This window comes from Rhizobium ruizarguesonis, assembly GCF_012349115.1.
Classification (GTDB): Bacteria; Pseudomonadota; Alphaproteobacteria; order Rhizobiales; family Rhizobiaceae; genus Rhizobium; species Rhizobium ruizarguesonis.
In genome coordinates this window covers 88841-105944 of the sequence record NZ_PQIG01000071.1, presented here as the reverse complement: position 1 = coordinate 105944, position 17104 = coordinate 88841, and the positions used below count along the sequence as shown (strand labels likewise).

The 17104-nt window shown below is 62.2% G+C and carries 15 protein-coding genes; 8 read left to right on the top strand and 7 right to left on the bottom strand.

What is annotated here, in order from left to right; translation table 11 throughout:
* Window positions 1-329 precede the first annotated feature (329 nt).
* Window positions 330-1541, top strand: a complete 1212-nt coding sequence (locus C3Y91_RS13135; protein WP_130681379.1) for an MFS transporter — start codon at window positions 330-332, stop codon at window positions 1539-1541.
* Window positions 1542-1566: 25 nt separating this feature from the next.
* On the opposite strand, the gene C3Y91_RS13130 is transcribed toward C3Y91_RS13135, so the two are convergent.
* Entirely contained in the window at window positions 1567-2190 is a 624-nt protein-coding gene (locus tag C3Y91_RS13130; RefSeq protein WP_042941439.1) for a helix-turn-helix transcriptional regulator, read from the bottom strand.
* Between the two features lie 101 nt (window positions 2191-2291).
* Here C3Y91_RS13130 and C3Y91_RS13125 point away from each other — a divergent pair, with 101 nt between their 5' ends.
* On the top strand, window positions 2292-3731 hold the full coding sequence (locus C3Y91_RS13125) for an MFS transporter (RefSeq protein WP_024322715.1): 1440 nt from the start codon (window positions 2292-2294) through the stop codon (window positions 3729-3731).
* 93 nt (window positions 3732-3824) lie between these two features.
* Here C3Y91_RS13125 and C3Y91_RS13120 read toward each other — a convergent pair whose 3' ends face one another.
* From C3Y91_RS13120 to C3Y91_RS13105, 4 genes are all read right to left on the bottom strand, one after another.
* A complete protein-coding gene (locus C3Y91_RS13120) occupies window positions 3825-4823 on the bottom strand; it encodes an NAD(P)H-quinone oxidoreductase (RefSeq protein WP_024322716.1) in 999 nt (332 codons plus the stop codon).
* Between the two features lie 173 nt (window positions 4824-4996).
* Entirely contained in the window at window positions 4997-6865 is a 1869-nt protein-coding gene (locus C3Y91_RS13115; RefSeq protein WP_024322717.1) for a GGDEF domain-containing protein, read from the bottom strand.
* A 112-nt stretch (window positions 6866-6977) separates the two neighbouring features.
* Entirely contained in the window at window positions 6978-7217 is a 240-nt protein-coding gene (locus tag C3Y91_RS13110) for a ribbon-helix-helix domain-containing protein (RefSeq protein ID WP_012756551.1), read from the bottom strand.
* Between the two features lie 199 nt (window positions 7218-7416).
* Complete coding sequence (locus C3Y91_RS13105) at window positions 7417-7965, bottom strand: HdeD family acid-resistance protein (RefSeq protein ID WP_018485209.1); 549 nt, start codon at window positions 7963-7965, stop codon at window positions 7417-7419.
* Between C3Y91_RS13105 and betI the strand changes: the two genes are divergently transcribed.
* The 3 genes from betI to betA all read left to right on the top strand — a co-directional run bounded on the left by betI (window position 7964) and on the right by betA (window position 12062).
* Entirely contained in the window at window positions 7964-8749 is a 786-nt protein-coding gene (betI, locus tag C3Y91_RS13100) for a transcriptional regulator BetI (RefSeq protein WP_425523608.1), read from the top strand. The two genes, C3Y91_RS13105 and betI, sit on opposite strands and share 2 nt — an antisense overlap.
* The gene (gene betB, locus C3Y91_RS13095) at window positions 8746-10209 is read left to right on the top strand and encodes a betaine-aldehyde dehydrogenase (protein ID WP_024322719.1); all 1464 of its coding nucleotides are present in this window, start codon (window positions 8746-8748) and stop codon (window positions 10207-10209) included. The genes betI and betB overlap by 4 nt, the downstream gene beginning before the upstream one ends.
* 200 nt (window positions 10210-10409) lie before the next feature.
* Complete coding sequence (betA, locus tag C3Y91_RS13090; protein WP_024322720.1) at window positions 10410-12062, top strand: choline dehydrogenase; 1653 nt, start codon at window positions 10410-10412, stop codon at window positions 12060-12062.
* 62 nt (window positions 12063-12124) lie between these two features.
* Here the strand turns inward: betA and C3Y91_RS13085 are convergent, their stop codons facing one another.
* Both C3Y91_RS13085 and C3Y91_RS13080 read right to left on the bottom strand, forming a co-directional pair.
* Entirely contained in the window at window positions 12125-12535 is a 411-nt protein-coding gene (locus tag C3Y91_RS13085) for a GFA family protein (protein WP_018485205.1), read from the bottom strand.
* A gap of 132 nt (window positions 12536-12667) precedes the next feature.
* Window positions 12668-13114, bottom strand: coding sequence for an RrF2 family transcriptional regulator (locus tag C3Y91_RS13080; RefSeq protein WP_003546399.1), 447 nt, complete (start codon window positions 13112-13114; stop codon window positions 12668-12670).
* Between the two features lie 420 nt (window positions 13115-13534).
* Here C3Y91_RS13080 and C3Y91_RS13075 point away from each other — a divergent pair, with 420 nt between their 5' ends.
* The 3 genes from C3Y91_RS13075 (at window position 13535) to cysN (ending at window position 16891) form a co-directional block, all read left to right on the top strand.
* Complete coding sequence (locus C3Y91_RS13075) at window positions 13535-14293, top strand: phosphoadenylyl-sulfate reductase (protein WP_018068798.1); 759 nt, start codon at window positions 13535-13537, stop codon at window positions 14291-14293.
* Window positions 14294-14439: 146 nt separating this feature from the next.
* Window positions 14440-15393, top strand: coding sequence for a sulfate adenylyltransferase subunit CysD (gene cysD / locus C3Y91_RS13070; protein WP_003546395.1), 954 nt, complete (start codon window positions 14440-14442; stop codon window positions 15391-15393).
* A gap of 1 nt (window position 15394) precedes the next feature.
* Window positions 15395-16891, top strand: a complete 1497-nt coding sequence (gene cysN / locus C3Y91_RS13065; RefSeq protein WP_168575411.1) for a sulfate adenylyltransferase subunit CysN — start codon at window positions 15395-15397, stop codon at window positions 16889-16891.
* Window positions 16892-17104 lie beyond the last annotated feature (213 nt).

Genomic DNA, 17104 nt, shown 5'->3' with positions numbered 1-17104 from the left:
AAGCTTGAATCACAACCAGATTCCTTATGTCCAGGGCTAAACCTAGCGCATATGACCCTAACCCTCTCCCCGTAAACGGGGCGAGGGGACCTGCCAAACGGAACGTCAAAGATTGAGGAAACGGATGCGGCATATCCCCTTCGCCCCGCTGGCGGTGAAAAGGTGGCGGCAGCCGGATGAGAGCTGCAAATAATCCTCGTGCTTTGCGGAGCTCATTCGGCGATCACATCGTCCAAACATTCATCACATAAATTGACCGAAGCAATCTAAAACTATCGTTTCTCTGATGGATCCGATGCGGCTAAGAGTGGTGCATCAGGAACCGCCCCATGCCATCCACCTTTTCCTTGATCCTTCGCGACAACAGGATCCGTATTCCGACCGTGACACTCGTCGCGCTCGCCTTCACCTATGCGTCGACCGCGCCCTACCAGTCGATCATCGGGATCAACGAACTCGGCTTGAGCAATGGCGCCTATTCAGCGCTGGTGTTCTTCTCGGCGATCGTCAACGTCACGACGAGCCTGACGCTCGGCATCTGGTCGGACAGGCTGAAAGAGCGCCGGCCGCTGGTGCTGGGGCTTTGCGTCGCCGGCATGCTCGGCTTCGGGTCGATCGCGATCATTCATAGCCCCGTGGTCTTCATCTTCTCCACGCTGTTGCTGGTGCCGATGAGCAATTCCACCTATTCGCTGCTGTTCGCCAGCCTGCGCGCCAGGACCAATCAGATGGACCGCGGCCAGGGGGCGGCGATCACTGCAACGGTGCGGGCGCTCTTTTCCGGCTCATGGGCGCTGGCGCCGGGGTTGATCGGCCTCTATCTCGTCAGTTCGCCGTCGATGACGCCGGCCTATGGGATCGCGGCATTGGCAAGCTGCACCTGCTTCTGCCTGTATTTCTTCTTCGCACCCGGAAATGGCGCCGCCGGCCCTGCCCCCGATCACGCCGGCTTCTTTGCTTCGCTGAAACGGATCTTCGTGCCGCATGTGCTGTCGCGCGTCACCGTCATGGCGATGCTGTTCGGGTTGCAGCGGCTGAACGCCATGCTCCTGCCGCTGATCATCACCCATGCGGCCGGTGGCACCGTGGTTGATGTCGGCTTCATGGCAGGCTTGACGGCCTTGCTCGAGATGCCGTTCATGATGATGTGGGGCTTTGCGCAGCGCCGCTTCCGGACCGTGCATGTGCTTGCCTTCGGCGCGCTGATCTATTGCGTCTATCTGCTGCTGCTCGGTTTTGCTTCGGCACCCTGGCACATCTACGCACTGCTTCTCTTCAATGCCTGCGGGGCGGCAGCGATCCTCAGCGTGCCGATCACCTATCTGCAGGACCTGATCGCGGATCGACCGGGACTTGGAACCTCGCTGATCTCGCTGAACACGTTCATTGGCGTTAGCATCAGCGCCGGCCTCTTCGCCTTCGGCACCGCAATCACCGATTATTCCGGCACTGCCTTCGTCGGCGCGGCCGCGGGTCTCGCATCGATCGGAGTGCTGCTCTATCTCGAAAGCAGCCGGCGGCAGGCGCGGCAGTTGGCTTGAACCACGACGTTCCGATCGACAGGCGTCAACGCGGCGTGACGCGGTAGGCGCAGCGGCGGGCGCCGAGGAGGATGTGTTCACTGCGCTCGATATCGGCGCCGAGGACGGCGCGGAAGGTTTCGAGTTCGGAGCGGCAGAAGCCGCTGCAGGCGGCGGCGGCGGCGCAGATCGGGCAGTGGTTTTCGACCAGCATGAAGGAGCCGTCTGCCTCCTGCCAGTGATCAGCCATATAGCCCTCGCGGGTGCGAATCGCGGCAAGGGCCTCGACGCGCGAGGCAAGGTTGTCGGCATTGCCGAGTTCCTGCCGATAGCGCTGCAGCGTCTCGGCCTCGCGGGCGGAGATGACGGTATCGAGGGCTGCGGGGCCGAGCTGTTCGACGAGCGTGCCGAGGAGATTTGCCGTCAACTCGGCATGGCCATCCGGGAACTGGCGGTTGCCGCTGGCCGTGAGGTGCCAGAGCTGGCGCGGCCGGCCCCGGCCCGCGGCGGCAACGGTGACCGATTCCACCAGCCCCTCCTCCGCCATCTTCGACAGCTGCTGGCGGGCGGCCTCACCCGAAATGCCGAGTGCATCGCCGATCGCAGCGGCAAGCTGCGGGCCGTCGGTCTTTATCAGGATCAGGATCCGGTTGGCGGGGGACTGGCGCATATTTTCCAAGTCAAGTCTTGTTATAATCAGGATGACGTGTAATTTTCCAATTTATAACTTGGAAAATAATCCTTCGCCAGCAAAAATATCGAGTTCCTCCCATGTCGGATATCGACCAGATCGCAGCCATCCCGAACCCCAGTTCCCTTTTCCGCCTCTTTCTGCCCGAGCACCTGCCGGCAACCTTGATGCTGGCCGGCGGCGTGACGCTTTATGCGGTGGAGAGTTACATCATGGCGACGATCGCGCCTTCGATCGTGCGCGATATCGGCGGCCTCGCGCTGTTTTCCTGGGTCACCAGCCTGTTCGTCGCCGCCGCGGTGCTCGGCTCGATCTTCGTCGCCATGCGGCCGCGCGGGATCGGACTTCGATCCGTCTATGTGATCGCAGCACTGGTCTTCGGCGTCGGCAGCCTGATTGCCGCAGCCGCACCGTCGATGCCGGTGGTGCTGATCGGTCGCGCGGTGCAGGGTCTGGGAACAGGCGCACTTGCAGCGCTCGGCTATGCCTTCATCCGCTTCGTTTATCCCGAGCCGCTATGGCCGAAGGCCTCGACGCTCTATGCGGCGATCTGGGGGGTCTCGACCGTCATCGGGCCGACGCTCGGCGGCTTCTTTTCTTCGGGTCACGCCTGGCGCTATGCTTTCATCGTGCTCGTGCCGCTCGGGCTGCTGATGGCGTTCCTGGCGCCGCGGCTTCTGCCCGAGGTCGAGGACGACCGCGAGCAGGAGAAAACCCCGGTTGCCCAGATCGGACTGCTGCTTGCTGCCGTGCTAATGGTGAGTGCGGCCGGCGCGATCGAGACGACGGGCGCGAAAATCGCTTTGATTGCAGCCTCGGTCGTCGCGGTCGCCGGCATGCTCTTCATCGAGGGCCGAAGCCCGAACCGGCTCTTGCCGTCCGGCGCCGTCAGCCTTTCCCGGCCGATTGCACGGGTCTATCTGACGATGCTCGCCATGACCGTCGTGCTCGTCAGCGATGTCTTTATTCCCTATTTCCTGCAGACCCTGCATGGGGTGGCGCCACTCGCATCGGGTTATCTGGTGGCGCTCGTCGCCCTCGGCTGGACATTCGCGGCCTTCCTCAGCGGCTCGCTGACTGGCAGACGGGCCTATGCGGCGATCGTCATCGGCGCTCTCATCGAGGCGGCAGCGACCGCTTCGCTCGCGATTTTCCTGGCGAGCGACAATCCGGAGGCGCATATGCTCGTCATCCTGCCGGCGGCGATCGGCATGTTCATGATGGGCTTCGGCATCGGTCTCGGCTGGGCGCATCTCGTCGCCATGGTGCTGAAACTCGTCGCCGACAACGAGAAGGACAAGGCCTCCGCAGCGATCCCGACAATGAGTTCGCTCGGCGGCGCTTTTGGTGCGGCCTTCTCCGGCGTCATCGCCAATGGCGCCGGCCTCGTCGATCCGGGCGGCATATCAGGCGCGCTGTCGGCAGCGCACTGGCTCTATCTGCTGATGGCGCTGCCTGGTGTTCTCGCCGTCGGCGTGTCGCTGACATTACCGCGCCGCGCGTCCGATAGGACGCACTAAGAGCGCCCTATCTCTTTGTTTTGGCGCAATTCCCGGCAAAAGCGCTTCGCGCTTTGCCTGGCAAAACCGCTGCACACTTTTGCTGGAATTGCTCTAGCCAACGCGCAGCATGACCTTGCCGACATGGCTGCCGTCTTCCAGCAGCCGGTGGGCTTCGACGACCTCGTCGAAGGCAAAGACCTTGTGGATGACGGGCGCGACGGTGCCGGCGGCAAGCAGCGGCCAGACCTCGGAGAGAAGATCGTCGCGGATGGCGCGTTTTTCTTCCGCCGTGCGCGGCCGCATGGTGGAGCCGGTGACCGTCAGGCGCTTGACCATGATCGGCGAGAGATTGACCTTTTCGGCGAGCGCGCCGCCGAGGAAGGCGATGATCGACAGGCAGCCATCCCTCGCCAGCGAGGCGATGTTGCGCTCGAAATAGGAGGCGCCGATCATGTCGAGGATGATATCGACGCCGTGGCCGGTCTCGGCCTTGATGACCTCGGCGAAATCCTCGGTCCGGTAGTTGATCGCGCGTTTGGCGCCGAGCTTTTCACAGGCCTCGCATTTCTCCTTCGAGCCCGCCGTCGCGTAGACCTCGGCGCCGAAGGCGCGGGCCAGCTGGATCGCCGTCGTACCGATGCCGCTGGAACCGCCATGGATCAGCACCGTCTCGCCTTCCGTCAGCCCGGCCATCTGGAAGAGGTTGGCCCAGACGGTGAAGAAGGTCTCAGGCAAAGCTGCCGCCTTCACCGCGTCATAGCCTTTGGGAAAGGGCAGGATCTGGCCTGCCGGCAACAGGCAATATTCGGCATAGGCGCCGCCATTGGCGAGCCCGCAGACCTTGTCGCCGACGGCATGGCCGCGGACGCCGGGGCCGACGGCAACGATTTCACCCGACAATTCCAGACCGAGGATCGGGCTCGCATCCTTGGGCGCGGGATAGCTGCCCTGCCGCTGGGCAATATCGGGGCGGTTGACGCCGATCGCCTCGGCGCGCACCAGAACCTGCCCGTCTTGGGGTACTGGAAGCGGGCGCCTGCCGATCGTCATCACCTCCGGCCCGCCAAAGGAGGGCAGATCAACGAAACGCATATCCTGTGGCAATGGCATGACCGGCTCCTCCCTGGAACGGTTCAGCTTTTGGTGGAAGTGCGCGGAACCGCTCTAGCTTTTGTCTAAAACATAGGAAGTAAATCAGCCCCGGAGGCTTGGGAAGGCTTGATGTGGCAGAGGCGTCAATTCGCCTCGCCCACTGCATAAGTGCTACAGCGTCCTTTGCGCGTCTAAAAAGACGCGCGGCGCTGTAGGAGATGGAAGACCAGGCCTTCCTCGCTTTCCTTGGCGGCCGATTTGATGATGGCGATCTCGGCGCTGACGCGGTTGATATCGTCGATGACGAGGCCTCCCGGCAGTTCGATGACGCCGATCGAGCAGCGCATCAGCGGGAACAAAGCTTCGGCGCCGGTGCGGTCGTGACCGAGGATGCGGCCGGCGGCGCGGTCTTCGTCGGAATAGAGATCGCGCACGTCGTCGTGGAAATCGCTGATCAGCCGGTCGAGGATCTCCGTCAGTTCCTCCTTGGTCCAGCCGACAATGCCGATGAAGAAATCGTCGCCGCCGACATGGCCAAGGAAATGGCGCTCGGCGAAGAAATAGCGGCGCATCAGCGCGGCAAACAACGAGATCGCGTGATCGCCGAGATGGAAGCCATAGGCATCGTTGAACGGCTTGAAATTGTCGAAGTCGCAATAACAGAAGTGGCGGAGCTCATCGCCGTCGCGGCCGGACTGACGCATGAAATCGCGGATGGCGCGATTGCCCGGCAGGCCGGTCAGCGGGTTCTGGTCCTGCGCGGTCTTCAGCTGTTTCTCGTTGATGACCTTGATCAACGAGGCGGCGGAGACGACGCCAGCATAACGCATATTGTCGGTCAGGATCAGGCAGTTGCTGCCTTCCATATTGGCGAAGATCGCCATCAGCTGCTCGGCGTCGCTGTCGAGGCCGACGATCGGCGCCATCTCGACGAAATGCGAGATGCTGCGCTCATACATCTTGTTCTTCAGGAGATCGCGGCCGAAGGGCTGGTAGATATATTCCTTGAGGTGATGCTCGTGGATGATGCCGCGCGGCTCGTCATTGGCATTGAGGACGGGAAAGAAGGCCTGGCGCGGATTGCGCCGGAAGAGTTCGAAGACGCTGTCGATGCTGTCATTCTCGTAGACCGTCGGCAGCAGCTCGATCTGCTTGCGGATGAGGATTTCATCGAGCGACTGGCTGCCCCGCTTGCTCTTGCCGAGCTCCTGCAGATGCGGGAAGGACGGCGCCAGCTCTGATATATGCGTCGTCGGACGGGAGATGAACCAGCCCTGGACGAGGTCGACGCCATATTCGCGGCAGGCGATGAATTCGGCCTCGGTCTCGATGCCTTCGGCGATGACGCGCGTGCCGAGCACGTGAGCAATGTTGACGATGCTTTTCAAGAGATGACGCTTGCGCGGGCTGCGATCAATCTCGGCAACGAAATGACGGTCGATTTTGAGATAATCGACGGGATAATCGCAGAGCAGCTTCATCTCGCCATGGCCGACGCCGAAATCGTCGATCGCCAGCTTGAAACCGGCCTTGCGCAGCCTGGAAACCAGGCCGGAAAATTCCGGCACGCTGGTATTGTCGAAACGCTCGGAGAATTCGAAGCAGACGGAGGATGGCGGAATATTGGCCTTGCGCAGGTGTTGCAGCAGGGTCTCGACCAGGCTTTCGCCATGCGGGATGAGCCGGACATCGAGATTGAGGAACAGCGTCGAGGTGGAGAAATTCGACAGAGTCGCGAATTTGGCGAGTGCGCGGCTGGCGACCATCTGCTCGAGTTGCAGCAGTTGGCCGGCCTGGTGAGCCTCGTCGAGAATGTCGACCGGCGTATCATAGCCGATGCGGTCCTGGCCGCGCATCAGGGATTCGTAACCGAAGACCGTGCCGGTACCGGCCTCGACGATCGGCTGGAAGGCATTCTCGACGACGAGCTTGGCAAGGGTTACGATCTGATCGCTGGCGTAGCGGCGCAGGACATCCGGCGCGACGGTGGCAGCCAAGGACATGCCGGTCTTCATTGTGGCTGATCTCCACTGTGACTTGTTCTTTTTCGTCCGGAACATGCCGCAGAAGGGTCAATGAACTCTTTCGCCAGTGTGAAAGTTTTATGAAACGCGCAAGCGTGCCCTACGCGCTCCGCGTTTATTCAATTTTCCAATGCAATCAAATGCTTGCTCAGGCGGAGCGACGGCGCTCCGCCTCGTGATCGGCGAACATGTCGGCGACGCATCTGCCGCCGGATGGAGCGTCGTCGTCAAGAATATCGTCCCGGAACTCATTGAGCTTGCGGGCGGTATCCCAGAGACGCAGCGCCTCGCGAACGACCTCGCTGCTCGAGGCATAGCCGCCATTGTCGACGGCGGCGCGGATGCCCGCTGCCTGTTGCGGAGAGATGGAAACGGTGACCATCGGCATGAACTTCCTCCCTTTTCTGATCAGACAGAACCCTGCCTCTGGGGGACGCATGACCATTTTCAGCATTCTCGGCGATCTCGCCGGTGCCTTGGTGCATTCGCACATCGGACCGCCCGCTTGCCGGGATCGGCCCATAACCCCTTAAGTCTAATCCCCTGTCATAGCCTTGTCAAAAAAAGAACGGCCGCTCTCCACAATCTCAACGGCGGATACCGATGCCGAAGGCGATCACCGTCGAGCCCTGGACGATAAGATCGGCCGCCAGGAACAGGCCGAGGATCCAGAGGCTGTTCACCGGCCAGCCGAGCGCGATGACGAAACCGGCAAGGGCGGTGATGACGCCGCTTGCGACGATCCAGCGCCAGCCCTTGACCGGCTTCATGCGCATGCCGACCCAGGTGCGGAAGACGCCGGCGATGACGAGGGCGAGCGAGAGAAACAGCGTCAGCGCCGCCGAAGTCAGGATCGGATTGACGAAGGCGCAGATGCCGGCAAGCACATAGAGCAGGCCGCTCAGCATCCAGAACAGCACATGATCCCAGCCGCGCACCTGGAAGGCATGAACGAGATAGATCACCCCGCCGGCCAGCATCAGCATGCCGACATAATAGACCGAGACGACGGTGGCGAGCATCAGATTGCCGAGCGCGATCAGACCGCAGACGAGCAGCAGCACGCCGAGGCCGACGAACCAGATCCATTTCGACTGCAGCGAAGATGTCGGCGTTCCCTCGAAGACATCGGCCATGACGCACCTCCTGTTGGATTCAACATATGCTGCAGCAATTTTTCAAGAAAAGATCTGCGCTAAATCAAATCGAGAAAGATTTTTATTGATTAATCAGTCAATCAAAAATAACTTAGCTCCGGTTCATAGGAGTTGGCGCGGTTTGCCGAAGGTCGGAATGGAGCGGGTGCGCCGCAAGGCGCTTGTCGATGCGGCGCTGCGGGTGATCGGCGATCACGGCTCGCTAACCGTCACCATGTCCGACATCGCCCGGCAGGCTGGCGTGTCGCCAGCCCTTGCCCATCATTATTTCGGCAGCAAGGAACAATTGCTGATCGAGACGATCCGCTCGCTTCTGAGACAATTGCGCAACGACACGGTGGCGGCGCTTAAGGCCGCCAGGACGCCGCGGGCGCGGCTTGCGGCCATCATCCGCGTCAGCTTCCATGCCGACCAGTTTGCGCCGGGCACGATTGCCGCCTGGCTTGCCTTCTACGCCGAAGCGCAGCGTTCGGAAGAGACGCGCCGTTTCCTGGTGATCTATGCCAGGCGGCTGCGCTCCAATCTGCTGGCCGACCTCAAGGCGCTGCTGCCCGCCGACGCCGCAGAACGCATCGCCGAGGGCGCTGCGGCGATGATCGACGGGCTCTATATCAGGCAAAGTCTGAAATCGGCGCCGATCGGCATTGAAGCCTCGATCGCGCTGACGGAAGATTATCTGAATGCGCTTTTGGCCACCGCCTCCCCCTCTCCCCGGAGGGAGAAGGAACGACCACATCGAACCACCCAAGGACAAATGACATGAAAGCCCAGCCGAAAGCCTCGCACTTCATCGACGGCGAATATGTCGAGGATACCGACGGCACCGTCATCGAGAGCCTTTATCCCGCGACTGGCGAGGTGATCGCACGGCTGCATGCCGCAACGCCCGCGATCGTCGAACGGGCGATCGCAGCGGCCAAACGCGCCCAGCCGGAATGGGCGGCGATGAGCCCGATGGCGCGCGGGCGCATCCTGAAGCGGGCGGCCGACATCATGCGCGAGAGAAACCGGGCCCTCTCCGAACTCGAGACGCTCGATACCGGCAAGCCGATCCAGGAGACTGTTGTCGCCGACCCGACCTCGGGTGCGGATGCCTTCGAATTCTTCGGCGGCATTGCGCCGGCCGGTCTCAACGGTTCGCAGATCCCGCTCGGTCAGGACTTTGCTTATACCAAGCGGGTGCCGCTCGGCGTTTGCGTCGGCATCGGCGCCTGGAACTATCCGCAGCAGATCGCCTGCTGGAAAGCTGCGCCGGCGCTTGTCTGCGGCAATGCCATGGTGTTCAAGCCTTCCGAGAACACACCGCTCGGGGCGCTGAAGATCGCCGAGATCCTGTATGAGGCGGGACTGCCGAAGGGGCTCTTCAATGTGATCCAGGGTGACCGCGACACCGGGCCGCTGCTGGTCAACCATCCCGATGTCGCCAAGGTGTCGCTGACCGGCTCGGTGCCGACCGGCCGCAGGGTGGCGGCGGCTGCCGCCGGCAACCTCAAGCACGTGACGATGGAGCTCGGCGGCAAGTCGCCTCTCATTGTCTTCGACGATGCCGATCTCGATTCGGCGGTCGGCGGCGCGATGCTCGGCAATTTCTATTCGACCGGCCAGGTCTGCTCGAACGGCACGCGCGTCTTCGTGCAGAAGACTGTTAAGGCCGAGTTCCTGAAGCGGCTGAAGATCCGCACCGAGGCAATGCTGATCGGCGATCCGATGGACGAGGCGACGCAGGTCGGGCCGATGGTCTCCTGGGCGCAGCGCGAGAAAGTGATCTCCTACATCGAGAAGGGCAAGGCCGAGGGCGCGAGCCTGATTGCCGGCGGCGGCATTCCGAACAACGTCTCCGGCGAAGGCTATTACGTGCAGCCGACGGTGTTTGCCGATGTCACCGACGACATGACCATCGCCCGCGAGGAGATCTTCGGGCCGGTCATGTGTGTGCTCGATTTCGACGCCGAGGACGAGGTGATTGCGCGGGCCAATGCCAGCGAATTCGGCCTTTCCGGCGGCGTCTTCACCGCCGACCTCACCCGCGCCCATCGCGTCGTCGACCGGCTGGAAGCGGGCACGCTGTGGATCAACACCTATAATCTCTGCCCGGTGGAAATCCCCTTCGGCGGCTCGAAACAATCCGGCTTCGGCCGCGAGAATTCGCTGGCCGCGCTGGAGCATTATTCCGAGCTGAAGACGGTCTATGTCGGCATGGGGCCGGTGGTGGCGCCGTATTGAAGGGTGCAAGACCCCTCCCCAACCCCTCCCCACAAGGGGGAGGGGCTAGTATGCGGCACCGGTTTTACCCTCCTTCGATCTCATCGCTTGTGGCGCCGATTTTGAAGTGAGGCGGAGCGGCAAATTCAGCCCCTCCCCCTTGTGGGGAGGGGTTTGGGGCGGGGTCTTCGAACCGTTGCAAAAGAATCTAAGGGAACGTCATGCAACAAGCAGATTTCGTCATCATCGGCTCGGGCTCCGCCGGCTCCGCCCTCGCCTATCGCCTCTCCGAGGACGGCAAGAACAGCGTCATCGTCATCGAGGCGGGTGGCAGCGATTTCGGGCCGTTCATCCAGATGCCGGCGGCCCTTGCCTGGCCGATGAGCATGAAGAGATATAATTGGGGTTATCTGTCCGAGCCGGAGGCCAACCTCAACAACCGGCGCATCACCGCGCCGCGCGGCAAGGTGATCGGCGGCTCCTCCTCGATCAACGGCATGGTCTATGTGCGCGGTCATGCCGAGGACTTCAACCGCTGGGAAGAGCTCGGCGCCAGCGGCTGGGCCCATGCCGACGTGCTTCCCTATTTCAAGCGGATGGAACATTCGCATGGCGGCGAAGAGGGCTGGCGCGGCACCGACGGGCCGCTGCATGTCCAGCGCGGCGGCTTCACCAATCCGCTCTTCCAAGCCTTCGTCGAGGCCGGCAAACAGGCGGGTTTCGAGACGACGGAAGATTATAACGGCAGCAAGCAGGAAGGCTTCGGCCTGATGGAGCAGACCATCTTCGGCGGCCGCCGCTGGTCTGCCGCCAATGCCTATCTGAAACCGGCGCTGAAACGGGACAATGTCAGGATCGTCTACGGCTTTGCGCAGAGGATCGTGATCGAGGACGGACGTGCCACAGGCGTCGAGATCGAACGCAACGGCAGAATAGAGGTGGTGAAGGCGAACCGCGAGGTGATCGTTTCGGCCTCCTCCTTCAATTCGCCGAAGCTCTTGATGCTGTCGGGCATCGGTCCCGGCGGACATTTGCAAGACATGGGCATTACGGTGAAGGCCGACCGGCCGGGCGTCGGTGCCAATCTGCAGGATCATATGGAATTCTACTTCCAGCAGGTCAGCACCAAGCCGGTGTCGCTCTATTCCTGGCTGCCGTGGTTCTGGCAGGGCGTGGCCGGCGCGCAATGGCTGCTCTCGCGCGGCGGGCTCGGCGCCTCCAACCAGTTCGAGGCCTGCGCCTTCCTGCGGTCTGCAGCAGGGCTGAAGCAACCCGACATCCAGTACCATTTCCTGCCGGTGGCGATCAGCTATGACGGCAAGGCGGCGGCGAAAAGCCACGGCTTCCAGGTTCATGTCGGCTATAACCTGTCGAAATCGCGCGGCAGCGTGAGCTTACGTTCCGCCGATCCCAAGGCCGATCCGGTGCTGCGCTTCAACTATATGAGCCATGCGGAGGATTGGGAGAAATTCCGCCACTGCGTGCGCCTCACCCGCGAAATCTTCGGACAGAGCGCCTTCAACGACTATCGCGGCCCGGAGATCCAGCCGGGCGAAGGCGTGCAGAGCGACGAAGAGATCGACGCCTTCCTGCGCGAACATCTGGAAAGCGCCTATCACCCTTGCGGCACCTGCCGCATGGGCGCCAAGGACGATCCGATGGCGGTGGTCGATCCGCAAACGCGGGTGATCGGCGTCGATGGCCTGCGTGTCGCCGACAGCTCGATCTTCCCGCACGTCACCTACGGCAACCTGAACGGGCCGTCGATCATGACCGGAGAGAAGGCAGCCGACCATATCCTCGGCAAACAGCCGCTGGCGCGCTCGAACCAGGAGCCGTGGATCAACCCGCGCGCCGCCGTCAGCGACCGGTGATGCGGAGCGCGCGCCAAAAAGCGAACCTCTTCTACTCGGCCGCTTCGCCCCGGTCTCGCTTTTCAGCGTTTTGCCACACTGCTTTGATGGAAACGTTCGACGGCGGTATCCATCCGCACCCAGTCATGTTTCGACTGCTCGAAAATCGACAGGACGGGGGCGGGGTAATGGCGGTCCGCCAGCGCGCCGACGGCTACGCCGATCATCGCCGGCAGCTTGTCGGCCGTCCAACAGACCGATGAGCCGCAGTTCGGACAGAAATAAATGTGCACCTTTCCGCCGCTTGCCCCATCGCGCGTGAACTCTTTCCTCGCCCCGGAAATGCTGACGGCCTCGGCCGGATAAAAGGCACCGACGCCGAATGGCGCGCCGGTCCTCCGCTGGCAGTCGAGGCAGTGACAGGCGACAACCAGTTTTGCTTGTTCCGGGAGCGTGAGTGTGAGAGCGCCGCAAGCGCACCGGGCATCGGCCATTGGAAAACCCTCCGTTTTCTGACGTGGGATCAGGTTGAAAATTCAAACCGGGATGGCGATTACTTCGTCCGATGCCAGCGCGTCAGCTCGCGATCAAGCTCGTTCGATCGGCGGCCGGATCTGGAACCTGACTTACGCCAGCAGACGGGTGACTTCGGCGCTGTGCTTTGGGGCGATGGCATCGGCGATGGTCGTCGAGAACAGCACCTTGCGGGTGGCGTCGGCCACCTTGGCGAAGACGTGGCGGATCTGGCAGTTCTGTTCGCCGTCGCAATCGTCGCATCTGCGGTAAGCAGTGATCGAGAGGCACGGCAGCGGCGCGATCGGGCCGTCGATGATGCGCAGGATCTCGCCGAAGGTAATCGTGTGGGCGGGCTTCAACAGGAGATAACCGCCCTGCTTGCCGCGACGGCTGGCGACGACGCCGTGATGTTTCAGGTCGAGCAGGATCTGTTCGAGGAACTTCTTCGGGATCTTCTGCTGCGCCGCGATATCGGAAATCATCACCGGTTCGTCGGCATCGGCATCAGCCAAGACCGTCAGCGCTCGCAGCGCATATTTCGCCTTTTGCGTAATCATTTTTGACCATCGACACACACAGGCGGCGCGAATTTCCGCACCGCTACGGAAGTACTTTCACCTCTATGGCACAACCAGCATGAACGGAATTTGAACGCGCCGGAGAAAGCCTTGAGAGACAAGCGTTTTGGCCTTGTTTTTCGCCCTCGGCCAAGCACGCTTAATCTATGCCAAAACCGCGCCTTCTGCACCATTTTCGGCATCACTTCAGATTTCGGATTGACAGGCTGCGTGTAACTCTACTATTTCTATAGACATTCGAGCTGCCGATGTGGATTTTCATCCGCAGGCGGCTGCTTTTCTGCATCGCGGCAGCTTCGGAGAGATATTTGCTCCTCCGGCCGCAGCTTTCGAAATCCCTTTTTCTGTCCGATCCATGCGTGAACTGCGATACTCCGGTCAACAAAGGACAGGATTTTCATGACTGCTATCAATACGATTGCGGAAGAAGGGCCGATTGCGGAAGCCGAGGCGCTGAACGACAGACTGGCAGGCCTCGACCTTGCCGGACGTCTGTCGCTGGTCTCCGGCCTTGGCGGCCGCGTGGTGTTCACGACGTCACTCGGCATCGAGGACCAGGTGATCACCGCCGAGATCGGCACGCACCGCCTGCCGATCGATATCGCGACGCTGCAGACCGGCCGGTTGTTTGCCGAGACGCTGTCGCTGATCGACGAGACCGAAAGCCAGTACGACATCCATATCCATCGTTTCGAGCCCGAGAAGGCCGATATCGACGCCTATGCGGCGCAATACGGCCTCAACGGTTTCTACGAGAGCGTCGAAGCCCGCCATGCCTGTTGCGGCGTGCGCAAGCTGAAGCCGCTTGCCCGTGCCCTCGAAGGTGCTGCGATCTGGGTCACCGGCCTGCGCCGCGGCCAATCGGCTAACCGCGCCGAAACGCCCTTTGCCGAATACGACGCCGAACGCCACCTGCTGAAGGTCAATCCGCTCGCCGACTGGGACCTGGAGGCGATCAAGGCCTTCGTTTCGGCGAACGGCGTGCCGGTCAATCCGTTGCACGCCCGCGGTTATCCCTCGATCGGCTGCGAACCCTGCACCCGGGCGATCAAGCCCGGCGAGCCGGAACGCGCCGGCCGCTGGTGGTGGGAGCAGGACGAAACGCGCGAATGCGGCCTGCACGTCGCCGAAGAGGCCGCAGCGATCGCCGCACAGTAAATCACCCCACGGCTTTCCCAATCAGGGCGCGGCGACCGCCGCAGCCTTGGGAAAGTCAACATTCCCTGGGAAAGCCAACATTCCCGGGGAAAGCCAACATCAAGTTTTGCGGCGAGCCGTAAACGACCGATAGCCTGGAGTAACACATGCCCGATAGCCGTCCGGATACGGAACTCAGCAATCCGCAGAGCGCCAAGGCGCCGCTCGACCCGCATCTGAAAGCGCTGGAAAACGAATCCATCCACATCTTCCGCGAGGTTGCGGCCGAATTCGAGCGTCCTGTCATGCTCTATTCGATCGGCAAGGACTCCTCGGTGCTGCTGCACCTGGCGCGCAAGGCCTTCTATCCCGGCCGCGTGCCCTTCCCGCTCTTGCATGTGAACACCGGCTGGAAATTCTCCGAGATGATCGCCTTCCGCGACGAGACCGCGAAGAAGTATGATCTCGATCTGATCGAGCACATCAATCCGCGCGGCAAAGCCGAAAACATCACGCCGTTTACGCATGGATCGGCCGCCTTCACCGACATCATGAAGACCGAGGGGCTCCGCCAGGCGCTTGATGCCGGCCAGTTCGACGCCGCTTTCGGCGGTGCGCGGCGTGATGAGGAAGCCAGCCGCGCCAAGGAGCGCATCTATTCCTTCCGCACACCCGATCATCGCTGGGATCCGCGCAACCAGCGGCCGGAACTCTGGAACATCTATAACGGCATGATCCGCAAGGGCGAGAGCGTGCGCGCCTTCCCGCTGTCGAACTGGACCGAAGTCGATATCTGGCGCTACATCCAGGCCGAGGACATTCCGCTGGTGCCGCTCTACTACGCCAAGAAGCGGCCTTTCGTGGAGCGCGACGGCATGATGATCCTGGCCGAAGATCCGCGCCTGGAACTGCTGCCCGGCGAAGTTCGCCAGGAAGGCATGATCCGCTTCCGCACCCTCGGCGACTTCCCGCTGACCGGCGCCATCCGCTCACAGGCCACCACCCTCGAAGAGGTGATTGCCGAACTCGAAATTGCAACGGTGTCCGAACGCCAGGGCCGCGCCATCGATCGCGACCAGTCCGGCTCCATGGAAAAGAAGAAGCGTGAAGGATATTTCTGAGATGACTGCAGCCCAAACCGCCGTCTCGGCCGCCACCGTCGTCAGCCTGCCCGCCGCCGAGCCGCTCAAGGCCCAGCGCGATACCACGCCGCTGCGCCTCATCACCTGCGGCAGCGTCGATGACGGCAAGTCGACCTTGATCGGCCGCCTGCTCTGGGACACCAAGGCGGTCAAGGAAGACCAGGCCGCCACCCTGCAGCGCGATTCCACCGGCAAGCAGAACGATCTCGGCCTGCCCGACTTCGCATTGCTGCTCGACGGCCTGCAGGCCGAGCGCGAACAGGGCATCACCATCGATGTCGCCTATCGCTATTTCTCGACCGACAAGCGCTCCTTCATCGTCGCCGACACGCCCGGCCACGAGCAATATACCCGCAACATGGCGACCGGCGCCTCGACCGCCGATCTCGCCATCCTGCTGGTCGATGCGCGCTTCGGCATTCTCGAGCAGACGCGCCGTCACGCGACGATCGCCTCGCTGCTCGGCATCAAGCAGTTCGTGCTTGCGGTCAACAAGATCGACCTGACGGGCTACGACCGCGCCGGCTTTGACAAGATCAGCCATGATTTCCGGGAATTTGCCCTGTCGCTCGGCGTCAAGCAGATCACCGCCATTCCGATGTCGGCGCTGAAGGGCGAAAACGTCGTCTATTCCGGCCAGGCCGCCATGCCTTGGTACAGCGGCCCGACGCTGGTGGAGACGCTGGAGCTTGCCACCGTGCGCTCGTCGCAGACGGTCGGCTTTCGCCTTTCGGTGCAGCGCGTCTCGCGTCCCGGCGAAAGCTTCCGCGGTTATCAGGGCACGGTTGCCGGCGGCTCGGTCAAGCCGGGCGACAGCGTCATGATCCTGCCGTCGGGCATGGTCGCCAATGTCTCGAAGATCGTCACCTTCGATCTCGTCCGCAATGCCGCGGTTGCCGGCGACGCGATCACCCTGGTGCTCGACCGCCAGGTGGATGTGGCGCGCGGCGACATGATCGTCTCGATCGACGCCCAGCCGCAGGTCGGCCTGGCTTTCGACGCACAGATCGTTGCCTTGCAGCCTGAGGGCATCGAGCCCGGAAAACGCTACTGGCTGAAGAGCGGCAGCCGCCGCCAGCGCGTTCAGGTGCAGCCGCTCAGCCAGCTGGAACTGAAGACTGGCACCTGGAACGCCGCCCAGCGGCTCTACATGAACGCCATCGGCAAAGTCCGGCTCATCTTCGACGAAGCGGCGATCTTCGACCCCTATGAGCAGAACCGGCTGTCCGGCTCCTTCATCCTGATCGATCCGGAGACCAACAACACGGTTGCCGGCGGCATGGTGACCGGCAAGCGCAGCGAACTCGGCGGCCTGCACCATGGCGAAGCCCGCGTCATCCTCTCGCTTCCGGCCGATCTTGCCGAGCAGATCATGGCAAGCGAACTCTTCGCCAGCCGCAGCCACGAGGCCGAGGTGCGCCGCATGACGGCAGCCGAAGCGGCCGACCTCTGGTCGAGCGCTGCAAGCGATATCTGATAAAGGATAAGGGGCCAGCAAGACTGGCCCCTCACCGCAGCCGAATCCGCCGGCTGCGGGCTGGCGGATTCCCTGCCGGCCTCTACGGCCGCTAAAAAAATTAGAGTTTGCAGAAAACGGACTTTTTCAATTCACGATTCGCTGTTTACCGCTTGCCCGCAGGCCAATGTGGGGCCATTCTTAGGTTGGATCCTGGCGGTGCGGTAAAACGGA

What these genes read in the sequence shown, in the direction of transcription:
- C3Y91_RS13110 (WP_012756551.1), bottom strand. Translation starts at nt 7,217, where the DNA reads ATGCCGATGGTCACCGTTTCCATCTCTCCGCAACAGGCAGCGGGCATC.
- cysD (WP_003546395.1), top strand. Translation starts at nt 14,440, where the DNA reads ATGCCCGATAGCCGTCCGGATACGGAACTCAGCAATCCGCAGAGCGCC.
- betI (WP_425523608.1), top strand. Translation starts at nt 7,964, where the DNA reads ATGACGCACCTCCTGTTGGATTCAACATATGCTGCAGCAATTTTTCAA.
- C3Y91_RS13075 (WP_018068798.1), top strand. Translation starts at nt 13,535, where the DNA reads ATGACTGCTATCAATACGATTGCGGAAGAAGGGCCGATTGCGGAAGCC.
- C3Y91_RS13115 (WP_024322717.1), bottom strand. Translation starts at nt 6,865, where the DNA reads ATGTTCCGGACGAAAAAGAACAAGTCACAGTGGAGATCAGCCACAATG.
- C3Y91_RS13125 (WP_024322715.1), top strand. Translation starts at nt 2,292, where the DNA reads ATGTCGGATATCGACCAGATCGCAGCCATCCCGAACCCCAGTTCCCTT.
- cysN (WP_168575411.1), top strand. Translation starts at nt 15,395, where the DNA reads ATGACTGCAGCCCAAACCGCCGTCTCGGCCGCCACCGTCGTCAGCCTG.
- C3Y91_RS13120 (WP_024322716.1), bottom strand. Translation starts at nt 4,823, where the DNA reads ATGCCATTGCCACAGGATATGCGTTTCGTTGATCTGCCCTCCTTTGGC.
- C3Y91_RS13135 (WP_130681379.1), top strand. Translation starts at nt 330, where the DNA reads ATGCCATCCACCTTTTCCTTGATCCTTCGCGACAACAGGATCCGTATT.
- C3Y91_RS13130 (WP_042941439.1), bottom strand. Translation starts at nt 2,190, where the DNA reads ATGCGCCAGTCCCCCGCCAACCGGATCCTGATCCTGATAAAGACCGAC.
- C3Y91_RS13085 (WP_018485205.1), bottom strand. Translation starts at nt 12,535, where the DNA reads ATGGCCGATGCCCGGTGCGCTTGCGGCGCTCTCACACTCACGCTCCCG.
- betB (WP_024322719.1), top strand. Translation starts at nt 8,746, where the DNA reads ATGAAAGCCCAGCCGAAAGCCTCGCACTTCATCGACGGCGAATATGTC.
- C3Y91_RS13105 (WP_018485209.1), bottom strand. Translation starts at nt 7,965, where the DNA reads ATGGCCGATGTCTTCGAGGGAACGCCGACATCTTCGCTGCAGTCGAAA.
- betA (WP_024322720.1), top strand. Translation starts at nt 10,410, where the DNA reads ATGCAACAAGCAGATTTCGTCATCATCGGCTCGGGCTCCGCCGGCTCC.
- C3Y91_RS13080 (WP_003546399.1), bottom strand. Translation starts at nt 13,114, where the DNA reads ATGATTACGCAAAAGGCGAAATATGCGCTGCGAGCGCTGACGGTCTTG.